General features: G+C 66.0%; 18 protein-coding genes. 10 read left to right on the top strand and 8 right to left on the bottom strand.

Annotated elements, in window-relative coordinates; genetic code table 11:
• Nucleotides 1–3 precede the first annotated feature (3 nt).
• Nucleotides 4–708, top strand: coding sequence for a phosphoadenylyl-sulfate reductase (locus SLQ30_RS23270; RefSeq protein ID WP_319449109.1), 705 nt, complete (start codon nucleotides 4–6; stop codon nucleotides 706–708).
• The gene (locus tag SLQ30_RS23265; protein WP_319449108.1) at nucleotides 687–1,460 is read left to right on the top strand and encodes a sirohydrochlorin chelatase; all 774 of its coding nucleotides are present in this window, start codon (nucleotides 687–689) and stop codon (nucleotides 1,458–1,460) included. Before SLQ30_RS23270 ends, SLQ30_RS23265 begins: the two co-directional genes overlap by 22 nt.
• A gap of 292 nt (nucleotides 1,461–1,752) precedes the next feature.
• On the opposite strand, the gene SLQ30_RS23260 is transcribed toward SLQ30_RS23265, so the two are convergent.
• Complete coding sequence (locus tag SLQ30_RS23260; RefSeq protein WP_319449107.1) at nucleotides 1,753–1,905, bottom strand: hypothetical protein; 153 nt, start codon at nucleotides 1,903–1,905, stop codon at nucleotides 1,753–1,755.
• A gap of 512 nt (nucleotides 1,906–2,417) precedes the next feature.
• On the opposite strand from SLQ30_RS23260, the gene SLQ30_RS23255 reads away from it, so the two are divergent.
• The 5 genes from SLQ30_RS23255 (at nucleotide 2,418) to SLQ30_RS23235 (ending at nucleotide 6,939) form a co-directional block, all read left to right on the top strand.
• Nucleotides 2,418–2,666: a hypothetical protein gene (locus SLQ30_RS23255; RefSeq protein WP_413468137.1), complete on the top strand. Its 249-nt coding sequence runs from the start codon at nucleotides 2,418–2,420 to the stop codon at nucleotides 2,664–2,666.
• 198 nt (nucleotides 2,667–2,864) lie between these two features.
• Nucleotides 2,865–3,125 carry a hypothetical protein gene (locus tag SLQ30_RS23250; protein ID WP_319449105.1) on the top strand — a complete coding sequence of 87 codons (261 nt, stop codon included), beginning with the start codon at nucleotides 2,865–2,867 and terminating at the stop codon, nucleotides 3,123–3,125.
• 294 nt (nucleotides 3,126–3,419) lie between these two features.
• Nucleotides 3,420–4,988: a S53 family peptidase gene (locus SLQ30_RS23245; protein ID WP_319449164.1), complete on the top strand. Its 1,569-nt coding sequence runs from the start codon at nucleotides 3,420–3,422 to the stop codon at nucleotides 4,986–4,988.
• Entirely contained in the window at nucleotides 4,985–6,205 is a 1,221-nt protein-coding gene (locus SLQ30_RS23240; RefSeq protein ID WP_319449104.1) for a PrsW family glutamic-type intramembrane protease, read from the top strand. The genes SLQ30_RS23245 and SLQ30_RS23240 overlap by 4 nt, the downstream gene beginning before the upstream one ends.
• The gene (locus tag SLQ30_RS23235; protein WP_319449103.1) at nucleotides 6,202–6,939 is read left to right on the top strand and encodes a hypothetical protein; all 738 of its coding nucleotides are present in this window, start codon (nucleotides 6,202–6,204) and stop codon (nucleotides 6,937–6,939) included. Before SLQ30_RS23240 ends, SLQ30_RS23235 begins: the two co-directional genes overlap by 4 nt.
• Nucleotides 6,940–6,948: 9 nt before the next feature.
• On the opposite strand, the gene SLQ30_RS23230 is transcribed toward SLQ30_RS23235, so the two are convergent.
• The 6 genes from SLQ30_RS23230 to SLQ30_RS23210 all read right to left on the bottom strand — a co-directional run bounded on the left by SLQ30_RS23230 (nucleotide 6,949) and on the right by SLQ30_RS23210 (nucleotide 11,323).
• A complete protein-coding gene (locus SLQ30_RS23230; RefSeq protein ID WP_319449102.1) occupies nucleotides 6,949–8,049 on the bottom strand; it encodes a sulfate/molybdate ABC transporter ATP-binding protein in 1,101 nt (366 codons plus the stop codon).
• A 30-nt stretch (nucleotides 8,050–8,079) separates the two neighbouring features.
• Complete coding sequence (cysW, locus tag SLQ30_RS23225; RefSeq protein WP_319449101.1) at nucleotides 8,080–8,892, bottom strand: sulfate ABC transporter permease subunit CysW; 813 nt, start codon at nucleotides 8,890–8,892, stop codon at nucleotides 8,080–8,082.
• Nucleotides 8,889–9,770 carry a sulfate ABC transporter permease subunit CysT gene (gene cysT / locus SLQ30_RS23220; RefSeq protein ID WP_319449100.1) on the bottom strand — a complete coding sequence of 294 codons (882 nt, stop codon included), beginning with the start codon at nucleotides 9,768–9,770 and terminating at the stop codon, nucleotides 8,889–8,891. The genes cysW and cysT overlap by 4 nt, the downstream gene beginning before the upstream one ends.
• Entirely contained in the window at nucleotides 9,767–10,798 is a 1,032-nt protein-coding gene (locus SLQ30_RS23215) for a sulfate ABC transporter substrate-binding protein (protein WP_319449099.1), read from the bottom strand. Before SLQ30_RS23215 ends, cysT begins: the two co-directional genes overlap by 4 nt.
• Before the next feature lie 120 nt (nucleotides 10,799–10,918).
• A complete protein-coding gene (locus tag SLQ30_RS33165; protein ID WP_413468136.1) occupies nucleotides 10,919–11,011 on the bottom strand; it encodes an Ms4533A family Cys-rich leader peptide in 93 nt (30 codons plus the stop codon).
• 117 nt (nucleotides 11,012–11,128) lie between these two features.
• A complete protein-coding gene (locus SLQ30_RS23210; protein ID WP_319449098.1) occupies nucleotides 11,129–11,323 on the bottom strand; it encodes a hypothetical protein in 195 nt (64 codons plus the stop codon).
• A 149-nt stretch (nucleotides 11,324–11,472) separates the two neighbouring features.
• Here SLQ30_RS23210 and SLQ30_RS23205 point away from each other — a divergent pair, with 149 nt between their 5' ends.
• A complete protein-coding gene (locus SLQ30_RS23205) occupies nucleotides 11,473–13,485 on the top strand; it encodes a glycoside hydrolase family 15 protein (RefSeq protein ID WP_319449097.1) in 2,013 nt (670 codons plus the stop codon).
• Nucleotides 13,486–13,522: 37 nt separating this feature from the next.
• On the opposite strand, the gene SLQ30_RS23200 is transcribed toward SLQ30_RS23205, so the two are convergent.
• Nucleotides 13,523–14,830, bottom strand: a complete 1,308-nt coding sequence (locus tag SLQ30_RS23200; protein WP_319449096.1) for a thioester domain-containing protein — start codon at nucleotides 14,828–14,830, stop codon at nucleotides 13,523–13,525.
• Nucleotides 14,831–15,344: 514 nt separating this feature from the next.
• Between SLQ30_RS23200 and SLQ30_RS23195 the strand changes: the two genes are divergently transcribed.
• Nucleotides 15,345–16,268, top strand: coding sequence for a family 2A encapsulin nanocompartment shell protein (locus SLQ30_RS23195; RefSeq protein ID WP_319449095.1), 924 nt, complete (start codon nucleotides 15,345–15,347; stop codon nucleotides 16,266–16,268).
• On the top strand, nucleotides 16,255–18,099 hold the full coding sequence (locus SLQ30_RS23190; protein WP_319449094.1) for a family 2A encapsulin nanocompartment cargo protein cysteine desulfurase: 1,845 nt from the start codon (nucleotides 16,255–16,257) through the stop codon (nucleotides 18,097–18,099). Before SLQ30_RS23195 ends, SLQ30_RS23190 begins: the two co-directional genes overlap by 14 nt.
• Nucleotides 18,100–18,102 lie beyond the last annotated feature (3 nt).

The raw sequence follows: 18,102 nt of genomic DNA, 5'->3' as shown, positions 1-18,102 counted from the left end.
TCAATGACCGACCTGATGACCGAGCACGAACTGATGGAGCTCGCCGAACGCGGCGCCGAAGAACTCGACGGCGCGAGCGCGGAGGAACTGCTGCGATGGACCGATGCCCATTTCGGCGGCGAGTACGTCGTGGCCTCCAACATGCAGGACGGGGCACTGGTCAGCATGGCCGCGAAGGTGCGTCCCGGCGTGGACGTGCTGTTCCTCGACACGGGCTATCACTTCGCGGAGACCATCGGAACGCGTGACGCCGTCGAGGCCGTCTACGGCGTCAACGTCGTCAACGTCTCCCCGGAGCACAGCGTCGCCGAGCAGGACAAGCTTTTGGGCAAGGACCTGTTCGCACGCGATGCGGCCGAATGCTGCCGGATGCGCAAAGTCGAGCCGCTGGGCAAGGCGCTCAAGGGGTATTCCGCCTGGGTCACCGGAATTCGCCGGGTCGAGGCGCCCACCCGCGCCAACGCGCCGCTGATCAGTTTCGACAAGGCCTTCGGGCTGGTGAAGATCAATCCGATCGCTGCCTGGACCGACGACGAACTGCAGGCCTACATCGAGGCCAACGACATCCTGGTCAACCCGCTGGTCGACGAGGGCTACCCGTCAATCGGTTGCGCGCCGTGCACCGCCAAGCCAGTCGCAGGCGCCGATCCTCGCAGCGGCCGCTGGGCTGGTCAGGCGAAGACGGAATGCGGACTGCACGCGTCGTGACTCAGCTGAATCCCCGGTCGCTCCGCTATCCCCCGCCTGCGACGCTGATCCTTGCCGCACACGGCAGCGCGGATCCGCGGTCGGCGGAGGTGGCGAAGGCGCTCGCTGGCCGCATCCGGCGCCTGCGGCCACGGCTGGAGGTCCATGCCGCGTTCCTCGAGCAGTCCGCTCCCCACGTCACCGACGTGCTCTCCGACGTCGCCCGGCGCCAACACCACGCCGTGGTCGTACCGATGCTGCTGGCCAGCGCATATCACGCCCGAATCGACCTACCGGCAGCCATCGCATCGTCCGGGGCAGTCGTCCGGCAGGCCGACGTCCTTGGCGAGGATCCCGCATTGGTCACCCTGCTGGGCCAGCGCCTGGCCGAGGCAGGCGCCACGGCCGATCAGCGCGACCTCGGTGTCATCGTGGTAGCCGTCGGTTCCTCCGACGAACAGGCCAATGCTCACACCACGATGTTGGCGCCTGCGCTGACGGCCAGGACTCGCTGGGCGGGTGTCGAGGTGGCCTTCGCCACCGGACCGCATCCGACGGTGGCCGAGGCCGCCCTGCGCCTACGACGCCGAGGCGCACGTCGACTGATCGTCGCGCCATGGTTCCTCGCCCCCGGGCGGATCACCGATCGAGTCGCCAAATCTGCTGCTGCCCTTGATATTCCGATGGCTCAGCCGTTGGGCTCACACAACCTGGTCGCCGCCACCCTGCTTGACCGGTTCGACGAGACGCAGTCCGCGCTCATCGCGGCCTGAAACTACAAGCGTTGCTATCCCGCGGCCTGACCGCGGGCCTCTAGTAACTGTCACCCGTGAGCACAGCGCGCCGAGCTCGAGGCAAACCGACGGTAACTGACCGCCGCTGACGGCCCGACAAACGCTGAACCGCGAACGCTCTCAACCAAAGGTGAGCCGCATTTCGGGGCTCCTCGAATCGCACACACCCCTTAATCAAGTCTTAGAGATTGTTTGCCAAAGGTGTGCCATCATATTGACGTCACGGTTCATTGCGCCAGTGTCCGCAAACATTGCTAGCGAACCGCTGACATCAGATGGGAACGATGATGAAATCACGACATTTGTCTCGCCGGCTGGTAGTGGCCGCAAGCTGCAGCGCGGTCATTGCCGCGGGCATGCTCACCGCCGGCTGCGGCGCAGGCCAACCGCCGAGCTCAAACAGCACGACGACGACGTCGACCACACCGTCGCCGACGCAGCATTCGCTCAACCCAGCGCCAGGCAACAAGTTCACCCCACCTGCGCCGGCAGCACCTCTACCCACCGGCGTTCCCGACGGTCACGGAACGTAACGACTAAGACTGACCGCCAAATCTGCTGCTGCCCTTGGCATTCCGATGGCCATCCGTTGGGCCCACACAACCCGCACTCATCGCGGCCCGCTCCTCGACGATCGCCTCCAGCTGGCCCCCTTCCCAGCGCTAGTAACGACGGCCGGCTGGCGCAAGACCTCCGCCACCGACCGGATCGAAAGTAACTGGACATGGTTCCCGCCATTCGGGGAGCGCAGGGTCTGCCGAACTAGATCCCACGTTGAAGTGTCCTTTTGCCGCCAGCCGCGCCTGGGAAATCCTTAGGGAGGTTTTACAAGACAGTTTGCCGAAGCTGTGGCAGAATATTGACGTTGCGGTTTGATTCACGATCTTCCGCAAACATCATGAGGTTTACCCCGGGGATAGCAAGGACAGGACAGCAATGATGAAGTCAGGACGCATGGCTCGCCGATTGGCGCTCGTCGCAGGCGGCAGCGCGATCGTCGCCATGGGCGCGCTCACCGCCGGATGTAGCGGCGGCGAAAAGCCAAGTCCGTCGAGCACGACGCCGACGACCACGTCGGTCTCGCCGACCGAGAAGTCGATCGACCCAACCGGGGGCAACAAGTTCACGCCGCCCGTGAAGGCGCCGCCCGCACCGACGGGCATTCCCGGCACCCACCGGAACTGACGGCGTCGCCGAATACCCCACCGATTCGGGTCGACGGTGTGACCGCTTGGTCGTAACATGCACTGTCGGCGACTGACTCTGGGACGAGCGTCCCAAGCGTTTGCCCGGAGTGTTCGACTATATTGACGTTAGCGTTGCTTCCACGGAGGCCCGCAAACCCTCACAGGCCCGCTGCGCGGGTTGGATAGGACGAGAACTATGAAGTCAGCTCGCTTGACTCGCAAACTGGCACTCATTGCAGGCGGCAGTGCGATCGTCGCAATGGGCGCATTGACGGCGTGCGGTAAGACCGAAACGCCTACTCCCTCAAGCACGACGCCCACGACTTCTTCGTCGTCGGTCGCGCCGTCGCCGACGGAGAAGGCCATCGACCCGACTGGTGGCAACAGCTTCACCCCGCCCGTGAAGGCCACCCCCGCGCAGACCGTTCAGCCGGGCGATCACCAGCACACGGGCTAGCCAGCCCATTTGGCCACGGTCGTTCAACCGCATCGTCGGCCGGCAGGGGGCAGCAATACCGATGCCCCGTGGGAGGTTTCACGCATGGAGGAGCGCTGCGGCGACGCCGCACACACAGGGCGCTCCGAACTGCGTAGCGACAGTGGGGCAATACGCCGGTTGACCCACCTTGGTGGTGCGTGGGCGTTTGCTACCCGCCACTTCGGTGGGCCCTTCCCGCCACGGCAGCGCGCTCGTCTGCAGGGCGCTGGTCGGAAGTCGGTGCGCCTGCTCGGGGGCGTGCTGACGCTGTCGATGACGGCAACCGCGGTCGTGCTGATCTCCGGTCACCACCTGGAGTCCGGACCAGGACCTGAATCGGTCATTGGCGGTCCGTACGCGCTATTGCTTGGTAGCTCAACGGATCTCGGGCCGTCACGGCTCGAACACTCGCAACTCACCGTGGCCTTGAACGACACGTCGCGCCCAGAGCCCTTGATGACGTGGGCGGCGACCAAGGGCCTAGGCGTGCGATGGCAGGCCGACGAGGCATGGGCCATCGTGGAAGGCGCGCCACGGGATGTCGCCGATGCGTTCAACGTGTCGGTGCACGACTACCGCGGCAGGCAAGGGCAGGTGTTCTACGCATCGGCTCAGCAACCCGAGGTCCCACCGGCGGTGAGCGGCACGGTGACTGGGCTCGGGCGCATCCTCGGGTTTAGCCCGCACCATCGGGCCAGCCCGAACTTCATGCCACTGGACGTTCCGAAGAAGGGGTTGACGCCGAGCGCGCTGCTACAGGCCTACAACCTCAGTCCGCTGACGGCCGCGGGCTTCACGGGCAAGGGTCAAACCATCGTGTTCTATGAATTCGACGGCTACGACCAGACGGATCTCGACGACTTCACCGAGATGTACGACCTGCCACCGTTGAAGCCGATACTCATCGGTGGGCAGCCCCGCGAATCGCACGGTGAGACGGTGATGGACCTCGAGGTTGCGCACGCGATCGCACCCGACGCACAGATGGTGGTCGTCAACGCAAGGCCCACACTCGAGGGCGGCCGCACCTACGAACGAATCGCCGAGATGTTCGACTCTGTCGATCGGCAATTCCCCGGGGCGGTGTGGAGCCTTTCCATCGGATGGGGCTGCGACAAACTCATCACCGCGACCGATCTCAAACCCGTGCAGTCCGCGTTGAAACGCGCACAGGCCCATGGGACAACCGCGTTCGATGCCAGCGGCGACACCGCGGGCCTGGAATGCAAGGGTGGTGAGAACTGGTCCGCACCGCCAGGGCCTGCCGACGTCGGGTTGGACGCCATCGCCTCGCTACCGGCGATGACCTCGGTCGGCGGCACCGCGCTGTCAACCGACCGGAACGGAAGATGGCTCGCCGAACAGGCCTGGGTTGACTCGCCGATGTCTCAGGGCACCAGCGGCGGGGTGTCCGCGCTGTTCCCCCGGCCCGCCTGGCAGCGGCGGGTGTACGCGGCACGCGACCCCGAGCTAGAGGGCCGCTTGACTCCCGATGTCTCGGCCGTCGCCGATCCGATGACCGGGGTGCGTATCAGGTTCGACGGGCAGGACCTCGTCGGTGCGGGCACTTCTCAATCCGCCCCTATATGGGCCGCCATGACGGCCGTCATGAACCAGTACCTGCTCGCCAACGGCGGACGGCCACTCGGCGACCTCAACCCGTTGCTCTACCGGGTAGCGGCGGGCGCGAACGCACCCGGCTTCCGTGACGTCAGCCTCGGCGCCAACGCGGTCGACATGTCCACGCCGGGATACGACCTCGTCACCGGACTCGGGACACCCGACGTCGAAAACCTCGTCCGCGACCTGCTCGACATTCAGAAGGACGTGGCTCCGCGGTGACGGTCCCCGGGGCCGCCGATGACTGGGACTCGTTGTCCACCATGCTTTGTCGCAGCTGCGGCACCGATGTCCCGGAAGGCACGTACTGCGGCAGCTGTGGAGCGGCCGCAACGCCTACGCGTGGCGGCGGGCCTGCGTGGTTGCGAATCCGCGCGTATACGGCGGCACCGAACGAGCACGTGCTGCGCCCATGGCTCACCACTTCGCTGTTTCCGCGGCTGCCGCGACGATCGCGGTGGGCGTTCCGGGTGGCACTGATCGTCCTGCTCGCGCTGCTCCTTGGATTCGCACTGCTGCGGTGGCAACCGCCGTTGATCGGGATCAGCGCCCTGGGGCTGCCCTTGCTGTTCGGGCTGTATCTGCATGAGACGGACGCGTTCCGCGATCAGTCCATCGTCACGCTGACGATCACGGCGATACTCGCCATCGGAATCGGCGTCGGTTGGGCGCTCGCGACCGACGCCATCTGGAAACGCACCTACGACGACGTGCTTGGCACGCCGATGTCGACCACGGATCAGCTGATAAACCTGGCAGCCATTCCCATTGGTGGCACGCTGTTGATGCTGCTGCCTGCCGCCTTGATGCGACTCTTGCGCCCCGGAGTTCGGGAATCGTTGGACGGGTTCGTGATTGGTGCACTCGCGGCGCTTTGCTTCACCGCCGCCGGGACGCTGACGCGGGCAGCCCCAGAGTTCGCGAACGGACTGGTGGCCGAAGACTTTCCGAGGAACGCGCTCTTGGCGTTGGCCGCCATCCGCGGGATAGCGACACCGCTGACGGCGGCAGCCATCGGCGCCATGGTGGGTTCGACGCTCTGGTTCAGGCGGCGCGCGCATCCCCCGACCGTCGAGCACTGGTATTCGCTGACGTCCCCGGCACCAGCACTCGCCATCGCCGTGCTCCTGTACATCGCGCAGAATCGCATCGACTATGCATGGATCTCGTATCTCCAGATAGTGGGGCTCTACGCCGTGGTTGCCGTGCTGGCAGTGCTGGCGCTGCGGGTCGCGTTGCACTGCACCTTGTTGCGCGAGGCCCCCGACGAGACCAGCCCGAACGAACCGGTGCTGTGCCCGCAGTGCGAACACGTGATTCCCGAGCTGGTGTTCTGCGCCAACTGTGGAGTCGCGGCGCACGCCGCATCGCGAACGTCGCGCGCGGACCGACGGACCCACCGTCCCACTCCGATAGACGTGGCGCCCGAAGGTCGATGAACGCTCCCTCGCCCCGCCCCGCCGCGCCGCCGTGGCCGGGATACGCAGTGCCCAGCCAGGAGTACCGAGCCGCTGCGGCGCGCCACATCTCGGTCGTGCGCCTGCTGGTGACGCTGGGCGCCGTGCTCGCCGTCGTGATTGCAGCGACGGTCGGGCTGGCGCGTTGGCTCACTCCCGCCCAGGTGAACTACGTCTGCCCACCCGACTGCGGGCGTCCCCCGATCGGCCAGCCCGTCACCGTCAATCCCCGCTTCACGTCCGCGGACGGCGCGTTCTCGGTGTCCTATCCAGGAGCGGAGACGGCGTACACGTCGACCTTCGATCCGAACGGGGTGACGTCGGAACTACATGTCGGAGACGGTGGGACGCTGCGGCTGTTCGGTGAGCCCGCCGCGGGCCGGACGCCTCGCGAAATCGCCGAGGACCTCATCAAGAAGAGCTACCCGGACGCGACCACCAGTTACGAGATACCCAATGCCGTGGTCGGGTACCAGCCGGGCTTCGGCGTGGCGGCCGACGTGTTCCCGACCGGCCAACAAGGCGCGCGCCTGCGAGTGCTGGTCATGGTCGCAGAGAAGAACGGGCTGGCCCTGGTCGCCGCGGCGGCAGGCCCGTACCACGAATTCAGTCCTGACTTCGGCTCCGGGCATCCCTCTGGGGCCAACCTCTTCCTGGCGCTGGACATGGGCAAGTACGTCAACAGCTTCATGTGGCGCGGGGACCCGATCCGCTGACCGACTGCGTCAGGCCTTGGTCAGCGCCTCGGCATTGGCGGCATCCGCCTCTTCGGCCGACGGCGGCAGCTCGAGGCTGCCCACGATGGCGGGAACTCGGGTGGCCCGTACGTAGACGGTGTCGCCGTCCTTGAGCCCAAGCGCCTCGAGGTCACCGCGCGTGATCTGCGCGATGAACGGCGTGTTGGTGAGCGCGCTGGTGAGCTCGACGCGAACTTCGAAGCCCAACACCGCAACCCGGTCGATCGTCGCCTTCACGACTCCGGTGGTTTCGCTGGTTCCGTCGTCGGAAGCGATGGCGAGGTCGGGGTTACGGCCGACCCGGATGTCGTGCGGACGCACTAGTGCGCCGTTCAACACCGAGACCGCCCCAAGGAACGACATGACGAACGCATTCGCTGGGGTGTCGTACACCTCGGTGGGCGACCCGACCTGCTCGATGCGGCCCTTGTTGAGGACCGCGATCCGGTCGGCGACGTCGAGTGCTTCCTGCTGGTCGTGGGTCACCAGCACGGTGGTCACGTGCACCTCGTCGTGCAGCTTGCGCAGCCAGGCGCGCAAGTCCTCGCGCACCTTCGCGTCGAGCGCGCCGAAAGGCTCGTCGAGCAGCAGCACCTTCGGGTCGACGGCGAGCGCGCGGGCCAGCGCCATGCGCTGACGCTGACCGCCCGACAACTGGCTCGGGTAGCGCGTGTGGAACCCGGCCAGGCCGACCACTTCGAGGAGGTTGTCGACCTTCTCCTTCACCTCGGACTTGGGGCGTTTGCGAATCTTCAGGCCGAACGCAACGTTGTCCCACACCGTCAGATGCTTGAACGCCGCATAGTGCTGGAAAACGAAGCCGATGCCGCGCCGCTGCGGCGGCACGTGGGTGACGTCACTGCCGTTGATCGTGACGGTCCCGCTGTCGGGCACGTCGAGGCCGGCGATCGCACGCAGCAGCGTCGACTTGCCGGAGCCACTGGGACCGAGCAGCGCGGTGAGCGAACCCTCCGGCACGACGAAGTCGATGTTGTCGAGCGCGACGAAATCGCCGTAGCGCTTGTTCGCGCCCGCCACGGTGATGGCATTCACCGGATTGTTAACGGGCACATGTTCATCAGAAGTCATCTCGACCACCTTCTTCATTCATGTCAAAGCTCATTTCACTGCTTTCGCACGACGGGCGTCGAGCACCACCTGCACGATGAGCACCAGGACGGCGACACCCATCAGCAGGGTGGAGACGGCGTAGGCGCCGTACTCGTTGCCCTGGTCGTAGCGACCCGAGACGAGCAGCGTCAGCGTCTGCGACTTTCCTGGCAGGTTGGAGGACACCATGATCACGGCGCCATATTCGCCGAGCGTGCGGGCGACCGTGAGCACGATGCCGTAGGTCAAACCCCAGCGAATCGACGGCAAGGTGATGCGCCAGAACGTCTGCCACCACTGCGATCCCAGCGTGGCGGCGGCCTCCTCCTGGTCGGTGCCGAGCTCGTGGAGCACCGGCTCGACCTCACGGATGACGAACGGCACGGTCACGAAGATGCTCGCGAGCACCAACCCCGGGAAGGCGTAGATGATCTTGATTCCCAAGTCATTCTCGAAGAATCCCAACGCACCCGCCGAACCCCACAGCAAGATGAGCGAGACGCCGACGACCACGGGCGACACCGCAAACGGCAGGTCGATGACGGCCTGAAGGGCGCTCTTTCCACGGAACTTGTTGCGCGCCAACACAAGCGCGGTCGGCACGCCGAAGAGCACGTTGAGTGGCACCACGATCGCCACGATCAACAACGAGAGTTGCAGCGCCGACACCGCAGCAGGCGTGGAGATCGACGCAAAGAACGCCCCGACGCCAGGCTCGAACGTACGCCACAGAATGAGGCCAACCGGCACGATCAGCAGCACCAGCAGATAGGCCAGCGCCACGTAGCGGAACAGGTACTTGAAGAACGGTGACACCGTCATCGGGCAAGCTCCTCGCGCTTCGCCGCCCGCGATCCCACGAAACGCAGCACGAACAGCACGACAAACGAAAAGATCAGCAGCACAATGGAGATGGCGGCTGCGCCGGTACGGTCGTCGGTTTCGATCGCATTCCGGATGGCCTGTGATGCGACCTCGGTCTTGCCCGGGATCGCACCGCCGATCAACACCACCGAGCCGTACTCGCCGATGGCCCTGGAGAACGCCAGCCCCGCGCCGGACAACAATGACGGCAGCAGCGCGGGCAGGATCACGGTCTTGAAGATCGTCCAGTTGTTGGCGCCAAGCGACGCCGCCGCCTCCTCGGTCTCGCGATCGAGTTCGAGCAGCACGGGCTGCACCGAACGCACCACGAACGGCAGCGTCACGAAGAGCAGCGCGATGCCTACGCCCCACTTCGTGTGCTGAACGTGAATGCCGACGGGGCTGTTGGGTCCGTACAAGGCCAACATGACCAGGCTCGCCACGATGGTAGGCAACGCGAACGGCAGGTCGATGACGGCGTCGACGAGTCGCTTGCCGGGAAAGTCGTCACGGGTCAGCACCCACGCGACCAGCAGCCCGAAGAAGAGGTTCACTATTGCTACGCCGAGCGAAATGGTCAGCGTGACCTTGAACGACTCGACCGCGCTGCGCGACGTCACCGCGGAGAAGAAGGCGTCCCATCCCCCGCCTGCGGATTGCCACAGGATCGCGGCCAGCGGCAACAGCACGATGACGCTCAGCCAGATGGACGCGACGCCGACCCGCAGCGAGGTGCTGCCGTAACGGTTGCCCCTCAGGATGCCGCGCCGCCCCGGCCTGACGTCGTCAGAGCCGGGACGGGAGGCTTCCGGATTCGGGTCGATGACAGCTGTCATCCAGTGGCCGCCTTGTAGATCTTCGTGATCGAACCATTGTCCTTGTCGAACAGCGCAGGATCTACGGCGCTCCATCCGCCGAGGTTGTCGATGGTCCACAGCTTCTGCGGGGTCGGGAAGTCCTTCGCGAAATCAGCCGCCACTGCGGGATCGACAGGACGGAAGCCCGCTTCGGCCCACAGCTTCTGGCCGGCCGGCGTGTAGAGGAAGTTCTTCAGCGCATTGGCCTGCTCGAGGTGCGCACTGCTGGTCACCACGGCAACGGGGTTTTCGATCTTGAACGTCTGCGGCGGGTTGATGTGCTCGACCGGATTGCCCTGCCGTTCGGTGTTGATCGCCTCGTTCTCGTAGCTGATCAGGACGTCGCCACTGCCCTGCAGGAACACGGTGGTGGCGTCCTTGCCGGAAGCGGGCCGGGTCTTGACGTGCTCGGTGACCAACTTGTTGATGAAGTCCAGACCGGCCGCGGGGTCCTGGCCGCCGTTGCTCTTGGCGGCGTACGGCGCCAACAGGTTCCACTTGGCCGAACCCGAACTCAGCGGGTTCGGAGTGACGACCTCGAGGCCGGGCTGAAGCAGGTCGTCCCAGTCCTTGATGTTCTTCGGATTGCCCTTGCGCACAACAAGACTGACCACCGAACCGAACGGGATGCCCTTGGTGGCGTCGCCGTTCCAGTCCTTGGCGACCTTGTCCGCTTTGACCAGGCGGGTGACGTCCGGTTCGACGGAGAAGTTCACCAGGTCGGCCGGCTTGCCGTCGACGACGCCACGCGACTGGTCACCCGACGCGCCGTACGAGGCCGTCACGGCGACGCCCTTGCCTTCCGGGGTGGCGGCAAAAGCCGGGATGATCTTGTCCCAACCCGGCTGCGGCACTGCGTATGCGACCACGGTCAGCGTCGTGGCAGCGTCGCCGCCCGCGCCCCCACCGGCGGTGTCACTGGAGCCACCACCGCAGGCCGCCAGCAGCGTGGCCGTGACGGCGACGGCCGCGGCGGGCAACCAGCGGGACTTGATGTTGTTGGACATTGAGGGCCTTTCCTTGCGGGAGACAGACGAGAGACGGGTCCGTCACAACGGCAAGGAGTTGAAATCAGCAAGGAATGCGTGCGCAGCCATTACCGACACCAAACCGTGGACGGTTAGGGGTCAGCGACAACAGTGGACGTCTGCAACAGCGCAACTACCCACGGCAATGAGGGCCAAGGTGTGGCCCTCAGTGGTGCCGGACGCTGCTTGCATGGCGGGAAGCGTAGCAGAAGAAATTGACACTGGATCAACGTGTGATGAGCCACATGACGATGACCAACACCACCAGCGTGACCAGCACCAACGTCACCCGCGACCGGGGTAGGCCACTCATAGTTGATCCTCGTCTTGATGCCGCATCCGGTGCAGTACGCGAATGCCGTTGCCCAGTGCGCCGTCCAACACCACCGCGATCCCGTAGGCCAGCGCGAGCACGACGGGCATCACGATCACCGTCTGTGCGACGAAACCCAGGCCGGACAGCCAGAGCTCTACTCCGTCCCACCAGTTGAGGATGCCGCTCATTCCGTCCACCCTAGGGCTCGCGCGCATGGGTTCCGCGCGTGGCCGGTTTCATGCAGGTGGCAGGCCCGTGGACACGATTCGGATGCACCGGCGGCGCGCCGAAACCGGATGAGTGGACGGCGAGCGCTCCGGCGGTTGATGATGAGCGAATGGTCCTGCAGCAGGCTGAACCCACCGACGATGCCGGCGGCACCGACCGCCAGCCTTCAGCGCCGTTCTCGGTGACGGAGCCGGTGCCCTACGTATCGGGCGGGGCGCTGCGCAATCCGTTCCCGCCCATCGCTGACTATGCGTTTCTGTCCGACTGCGAGAACACCTGCCTGATTTCGTCGGCGGGCTCCGTCGAATGGCTGTGCGTGCCACGGCCCGACTCGCCGAGCGTGTTCGGTGCCATCCTCGATCGCGGCGCCGGGCACTTCCGGCTTGGCCCATACGGCGTGTCGGTGCCCGCGGCCCGGCGGTATCTGCCCGGCAGTCTCATCCTCGAGACGACGTGGCAGACCCACACCGGTTGGTTGATCGTGCGCGACGCCCTGGTGATGGGGCCCTGGCACGACATCGAAAGCCGCTCGCGCACCCATCGGCGCACCCCAATGGACTGGGATGCCGAGCACATCCTGCTGCGCACGGTGCGGTGCGTCAGCGGTGTGGTCGAGGTGGCGATGAGTTGCGAGCCGTCCTTCGACTATCACCGGCAGAGCGCGACGTGGGAGTACTCGGCGGCCGCATACGGCGAGGCGATCGCGCGGGCCAGCAAGGACTCGGAGGCCCACCCGACGCTGCGCCTGACCACCAACCTGCGCATCGGCCTCGAGGGCCGCGAAGCCAGGGCCCGCACCCGACTCAACGAAGGCGACAACGTGTTCGTCGCGCTGAGTTGGTCGGGACATCCGGCGCCACAGACCTTCGAGGAAGCCGCCGACAAGATGTGGCGGACCAGCGAGGCCTGGCGACAGTGGATCAACATCGGCGACTTCCCCGATCACCCGTGGCGCGCCTATCTGCAGCGCAGCGCTCTGACGCTGAAGGGCTTGACCTATTCCCCCACCGGCGCTCTGCTGGCGGCGAGCACCACGTCACTGCCGGAAACCCCTCAGGGCGAACGCAATTGGGACTATCGATATGCCTGGGTGCGTGACTCGACGTTCGCGCTGTGGGGGCTGTACACCCTTGGACTGGACCGCGAGGCCGACGACTTCTTCTCGTTCATCGCCGACGTGTCCGGAGCCAACAACGGTGAGAAGCACCCGCTGCAGGTGATGTACGGCGTCGGCGGCGAGCGCAGTCTGGTCGAAGAGGAGCTCAACCATCTGTCGGGCTACGACAACGCCCGCCCGGTCCGGATCGGAAACGGCGCGTTCGATCAGATGCAGAACGACATCTGGGGCACCATGCTCGATTCGGTGTATCTGCACGCGAAGTCGCGCGAGCAGATCCCCGAGGCGCTGTGGCCGGTGCTCAAGCGTCAGGTCGAAGAGGCGATCAAACACTGGCGCGAGCCCGACCGCGGCATCTGGGAGGTCCGCGGCGAGCCGCAGCACTTCACGTCGAGCAAGGTGATGTGTTGGGTTGCGCTGGATCGCGGCTCGAAACTTGCCGAGCTTCAAGGCGAGAAGAGCTACTCACAGCAGTGGAAGGTCATCGCCGAGGAGATCAAGGCCGACATCCTGGCCAACGGTGTCGACTCCCGCGGAGTCTTGACCCAGCGGTACGGCGACGACGCGCTGGACGCCTCGTTACTACTCGTGGTGCTGACCAGGTTCCTGCCGTCCGACGACCCGCGGGTCCGGGCCACCGTGCTCGCCATCGCCGACGAGTTGACCGAAGACGGCCTGGTGCTGCGCTACCGGACCGGCGAGACCGACGACGGCCTCGCCGGCGAAGAGGGCAGCTTCACCATCTGTTCGTTCTGGCTGGTGTCGGCGCTGGTGGAGATCGGCGAAATCAGCCGGGCAAAGCACCTGTGCGAGCGGCTGTTGTCATTCGCCAGTCCGCTGCATCTGTACGCCGAGGAGATCGAACCGCGGACCGGCCGTCACCTCGGGAACTTCCCGCAGGCGTTCACCCACCTGGCCATGATCAACGCCGTGGTACACGTCATCCGCGCCGAGGAGGAGTCCGACGGCGCAGGAGTCTTCCAGCCTGCCAACGCGCCGATGTAGCGCTCGGCGGGCAGAGCGGAGCGACCGGGGAATCGGTTCAGCCGCCGAGCGACTCGAGCATCGACTCGGCCGATGCCGCTACGCCGTGGCCGTGATGCCAACGCAGCTGGAAGTCGACGGCGATGGGCGCGCGCATGGCCAGGGCGACGGGGGTGAGTCGGTTGTTCACGTCGTCGCGCGCCACACCGGTCACCACGCGCCCACCCGCCCCGTCGACCGTGGCCGTCACGGTGACGGACCGCTCGCCGGGCCGCGGCCGTACGTAGAACTCGCCACCCGGTTCGCAGGTGAGCATTTCCACACCATCGGCGTCGACCACGGCGCCCTCCGAGACCGACAGTGCCACAACATGATCGGTGTGCAAGCGGAACGGTCCGACGTGCTCCCCGTCGACGTCGGCGTGCACCGCAGACAGTTCCGGTGCCGCGGTCTGGTGACGAGCCCGCTGCGCACCGGCGAGTAGATAACGATAGAGGTGGACGATGCGGTCCGGGTTGCCGAAATGCCCCGACCCCTCCAGCCAGAACCGCACGTCGCCCAACGCAACGCCGTCAGCCGTGCCGCCGACGACAACGAGCCGGTAGTACCGGTAGCCGAGCCCACGACGCCCCGGCCGGTTCTGCGACATGGTGCTCCCCAGGCCGAGCACCTTGCGGTAGCGACCAGGACCGGCCACCTGTAGCCCCGAGCCGGCCACGTCGCGCCAATTCACCCCGTCCGACGACTTCTGCAGCACCAGCGCGCCGACCGAGTCGGATTCGACGTCGACGGTGAACCCTCCGAGCTGCGGAACACCATCGAATTCGAACGAGATGGATCCGGCCCCACGCACGGTCGACACGGGTTCGTTGCGCGCCCGGTCGTCCAGCTGAAGGTCGTTGGTGAAGAACCAGATTGCGGCCTGAGTCGCTGCGATCGCCTCGTGCTCGGCCACGTTCGCCGACTTGAGCGGATAGCCCGCATCACGAAGCCGCTTACTGAGCTCCGTGGTGCCGACGGTGGGAAAGGAGTTGCGCAGGATCCAGTCGACCTCCGCCTCGTGGGCGCGGGTGCGCAAGTGCGGTACCGCCGACCACGTCGCGACCCGGTAGTGCGATGGTCGCGTCGGCGAAATCCCGCTGAAGTCAAGCGAATACGCCTCGACGTTGGGGTTCAACCTGATGAGATCGGTGCGTACCGCGGTGCCGTCGGTCAACACGATGGTGTCGACGGTGTGCGAGTAGGTGCCTCCGCGGTACCGGGTGAGGCGAGCGAGCTCGGTTCCGCCCGCGCGGTCCCTGCGGCGGACGGCGAGCGGCACACGGGGGCGACGGGGCAAGGCAAGGGTGGTCTTGAGGATGGTCACTGTTGACTTTCTGCAGACTGGCCGCGCGAGCGCACCCTCAATCGGGGTGCGCATCGACGCTAAGGAGATGCGGCGTCAGAGAATCAACAACAACAACACGACAGCGGTGCCAGGCAGCGCGCGAAACCAAGGCGCGGCGACTGGGCGGACCGATGCATGGCCATACCATACGCCATCCCCGCACACCCCCTCGGCTGGTTCCACTCATCGTGGTTGTTAGCCCTGCTCAATCGGGCGCAAGGACGTAACGTGGCCTCGCGCCTCCAGGGTCAAGGACTGACTGAAAACGGCTGAATCAAATGTGGGTTCGTGTCACTAAACCCGTTCGACCGGCCACCATCTGGAGCGCGCAAAAGGTTCGGATCACGGTGCGCAGAAGGGGTGTCAAGATTCTTCTCGGGTGGTATAAGGTCGGCGCATACGGCAGTCCGGCGTCGACCGCCATCGCGTTGACTCTTCACAGCCGTTCTTACACCGAGATTGAAGACACCCTCTTCAGACCCAGGAGGTCAGAATGACGTCGGCCCAGAACGAGTCACAGGCACTAGGCGATTCAGCCGCCCGGCAGCTTGCGAACGCGACCAAGACCGTTCCGCAGCTATCGACCATCACGCCGCGGTTTCTGCTTCACCTGCTGAGCTGGGTGCCAGTCGAGGCGGGTATCTACCGGGTCAACCGGGTGGTCAATCCCGATCAGGTCGCCCTGTGGGCCGACGAAGGCTCGGGCACCGAGGATCCCCTGCCCGAGACGTTCGTCGACTACGAGACCAGCCCGCGCGAGTACACGCTGCGGTCCATCTCGACGCTGCTGGACGTGCACACGCGGGTCTCGGATCTCTACTCGAGTCCGCACGATCAGGTCGCCCAGCAGTTGCGGCTGACCATCGAGACCATCAAGGAGCGCCAGGAGTTCGAACTGGTTAACAACCCCGAGTACGGGTTGCTGTCGCAGGTCACCCCCGAGCAGACCATTCAGACCCTCGGCGGTCCCCCGACGCCCGATGACCTCGACGCGCTGATCACCAAGGTCTGGAAGACCCCAGGCTTCCTGCTGACCCATCCGCTCGGAGTCGCGGCGTTCGGCCGCGAGGCCACCCGACGTGGTGTTCCGCCCGTCGTGGTCAGCCTCTTCGGCGCCCAGTTCATCACGTGGCGCGGCATTCCCATCATCCCGTCGGACAAGGTGCCGGTAGAAGACGGCAAGACGAAGTTCATCCTGGTCCGCACCGGCGAGGAGCGCCAAGGCGTCGTGGGGCTGTTCCAGCCTGGCCTGGTCGGCGAGCAGGCTCCGGGGTTGTCGGTGCGGTTCACCGGCATCAACCGCTCTGCCATCGCGTCGTACCTCGTCACGCTGTACTCGTCACTGGCGGTGCTGACTGACGACGCACTGGCCGTGCTCGAGGACGTGGCCGTGGACCACTTCCATGAGTACAAGTGAGTACAGGTCGGTAGCCGCCGAGGGCGACCTGCCCATCAGCTCGGCTGAACTCTCGGCGCTGGCCAGCCAGCTGTTCGCGCAGAGCATTCGGCCGGGCCCGGACGGGCCTCCTGGCCTGGCTCCGCCGGCACCGCGTGGCTCGGCACCCGACACCACTTCGGTGGCCAGCGTGGCGACCGGCGTCCCGCACGCCGCCTACACGCCGACCCCACCCCTGCTCACGAGCTCGGACGTCTACGTGCCTGCGCCGACGTCACCGGGACCAGAACCGCACGTGCCCCAGACCGTGCCGGTGGCCCCGCGCGGCAATGCCCCGGATCCGACCGCGCCCACGTCGGCGGGTTCCACCGGGGCCAGCGTGCTCGATCCCTTCGCGGTACCCAGCTCCGGACTGGTGCCGACCATCCCCGGCGTGCTGGCCGGCCCGGCACCGGTCTCGGCTCCCCCGGCTCCGCGGGGATCCGCACCCGGGTGGCCATCGGGCGTACCCACCATCCCCTCACTCAGCTGGCCAACCGCGGCTGCACCGACGGGCCAGGAGCAGGACTACTACTTCCTGGCGCCGATTGAGCAGCCGACGACTCCCCCCGCACCGGCAGGCGACCACGAGGTCTTCGACGTCACGACGCTGCGCGCGGACTTCCCGATCCTGAGCGAGACCGTCAACGGGAAACCACTGATCTGGTTCGACAACGCGGCCACCACCCAGAAGCCGCAGGCGGTCATCGACCGACTGGCCTACTTCTACGCCCACGAGAACTCCAACATCCACCGGGCCGCGCACGAGTTGGCGGCTCGGGCCACCGACGCCTACGAAGACGCCCGGGAAACGGTGCGGCGCTTCATCGGTGCCTCGAAGAGCGAGCAGATCATCTTCGTGCGCGGCACCACCGAGGCCATCAACCTGGTGGCCTACGCGTGGGGTGGCAAGCACCTCGGACCCGGTGACGAGATCGTCATCACCCATCTCGAGCACCACGCGAATATCGTGCCGTGGCAGCTACTTTCGCAGCGCACTGGCGCGGTGCTCAAGGTCGCACCCGTCGACGACGCAGGCAATCTGCTGATGAGCGAGTTCGAGGACCTGCTCGGTCCGCGCACCAAACTCGTGTCGGCCACCCAGGTCTCCAATGCCCTTGGCACGGTGACCCCGGCCAAGCAGATCGTCGAACTTGGCCACCGCTACGGGGCCAAAGTGCTCATCGACGGCGCCCAGTCGATTCCGCACGTGCCGATCGACGTGCAAACCCTTGGCGCGGACTTCTTCGTGTTCTCCGGGCACAAGATATTCGGGCCCACCGGCATCGGCGTGCTCTACGGCACCGAGGAAGCACTGGCCGAGACACCGCCATGGCAAGGCGGCGGCAACATGATCGCCGACGTGACCCTGGAGCGCTCGCTGTATCAGGGCCTACCCAACAAGTTCGAAGCCGGCACCGGCAACATCGCCGACGCCGTCGGACTGGGCGAAGCGCTGCGCTACGTCGAACGCGTTGGCATCGAACGCATCTCGGCATACGAACACTCGTTGCTCGAGTACGCCACCCCACGACTGGCCGACATCGACGGCGTCCGCCTGGTCGGAACCGCCCAGGAAAAAGCCAGCGTGCTCTCGTTCGTACTGGCCGGCCACGAACCCCTCGAGGTCGGCAAGGCTCTCAACGCTGAAGGCATCGCCGTGCGCGCCGGACACCACTGCGCACAACCCATCCTGCGGCGACTCGGACTCGAGGCCACCGTGCGACCCTCCTTCGCGTTCTACAACACCTTCGACGAGATCGACGTCTTCATCAACGCTGTGCGGCGCATCGCCGAAGGCGGAGCAGGCTAAACA

Source organism: Mycobacterium sp. RTGN4, assembly GCF_033804635.1.
Taxonomy (GTDB): Bacteria; Actinomycetota; Actinomycetes; order Mycobacteriales; family Mycobacteriaceae; genus Mycobacterium.
This window is presented reverse-complemented; position numbering and strand designations above follow the sequence as displayed.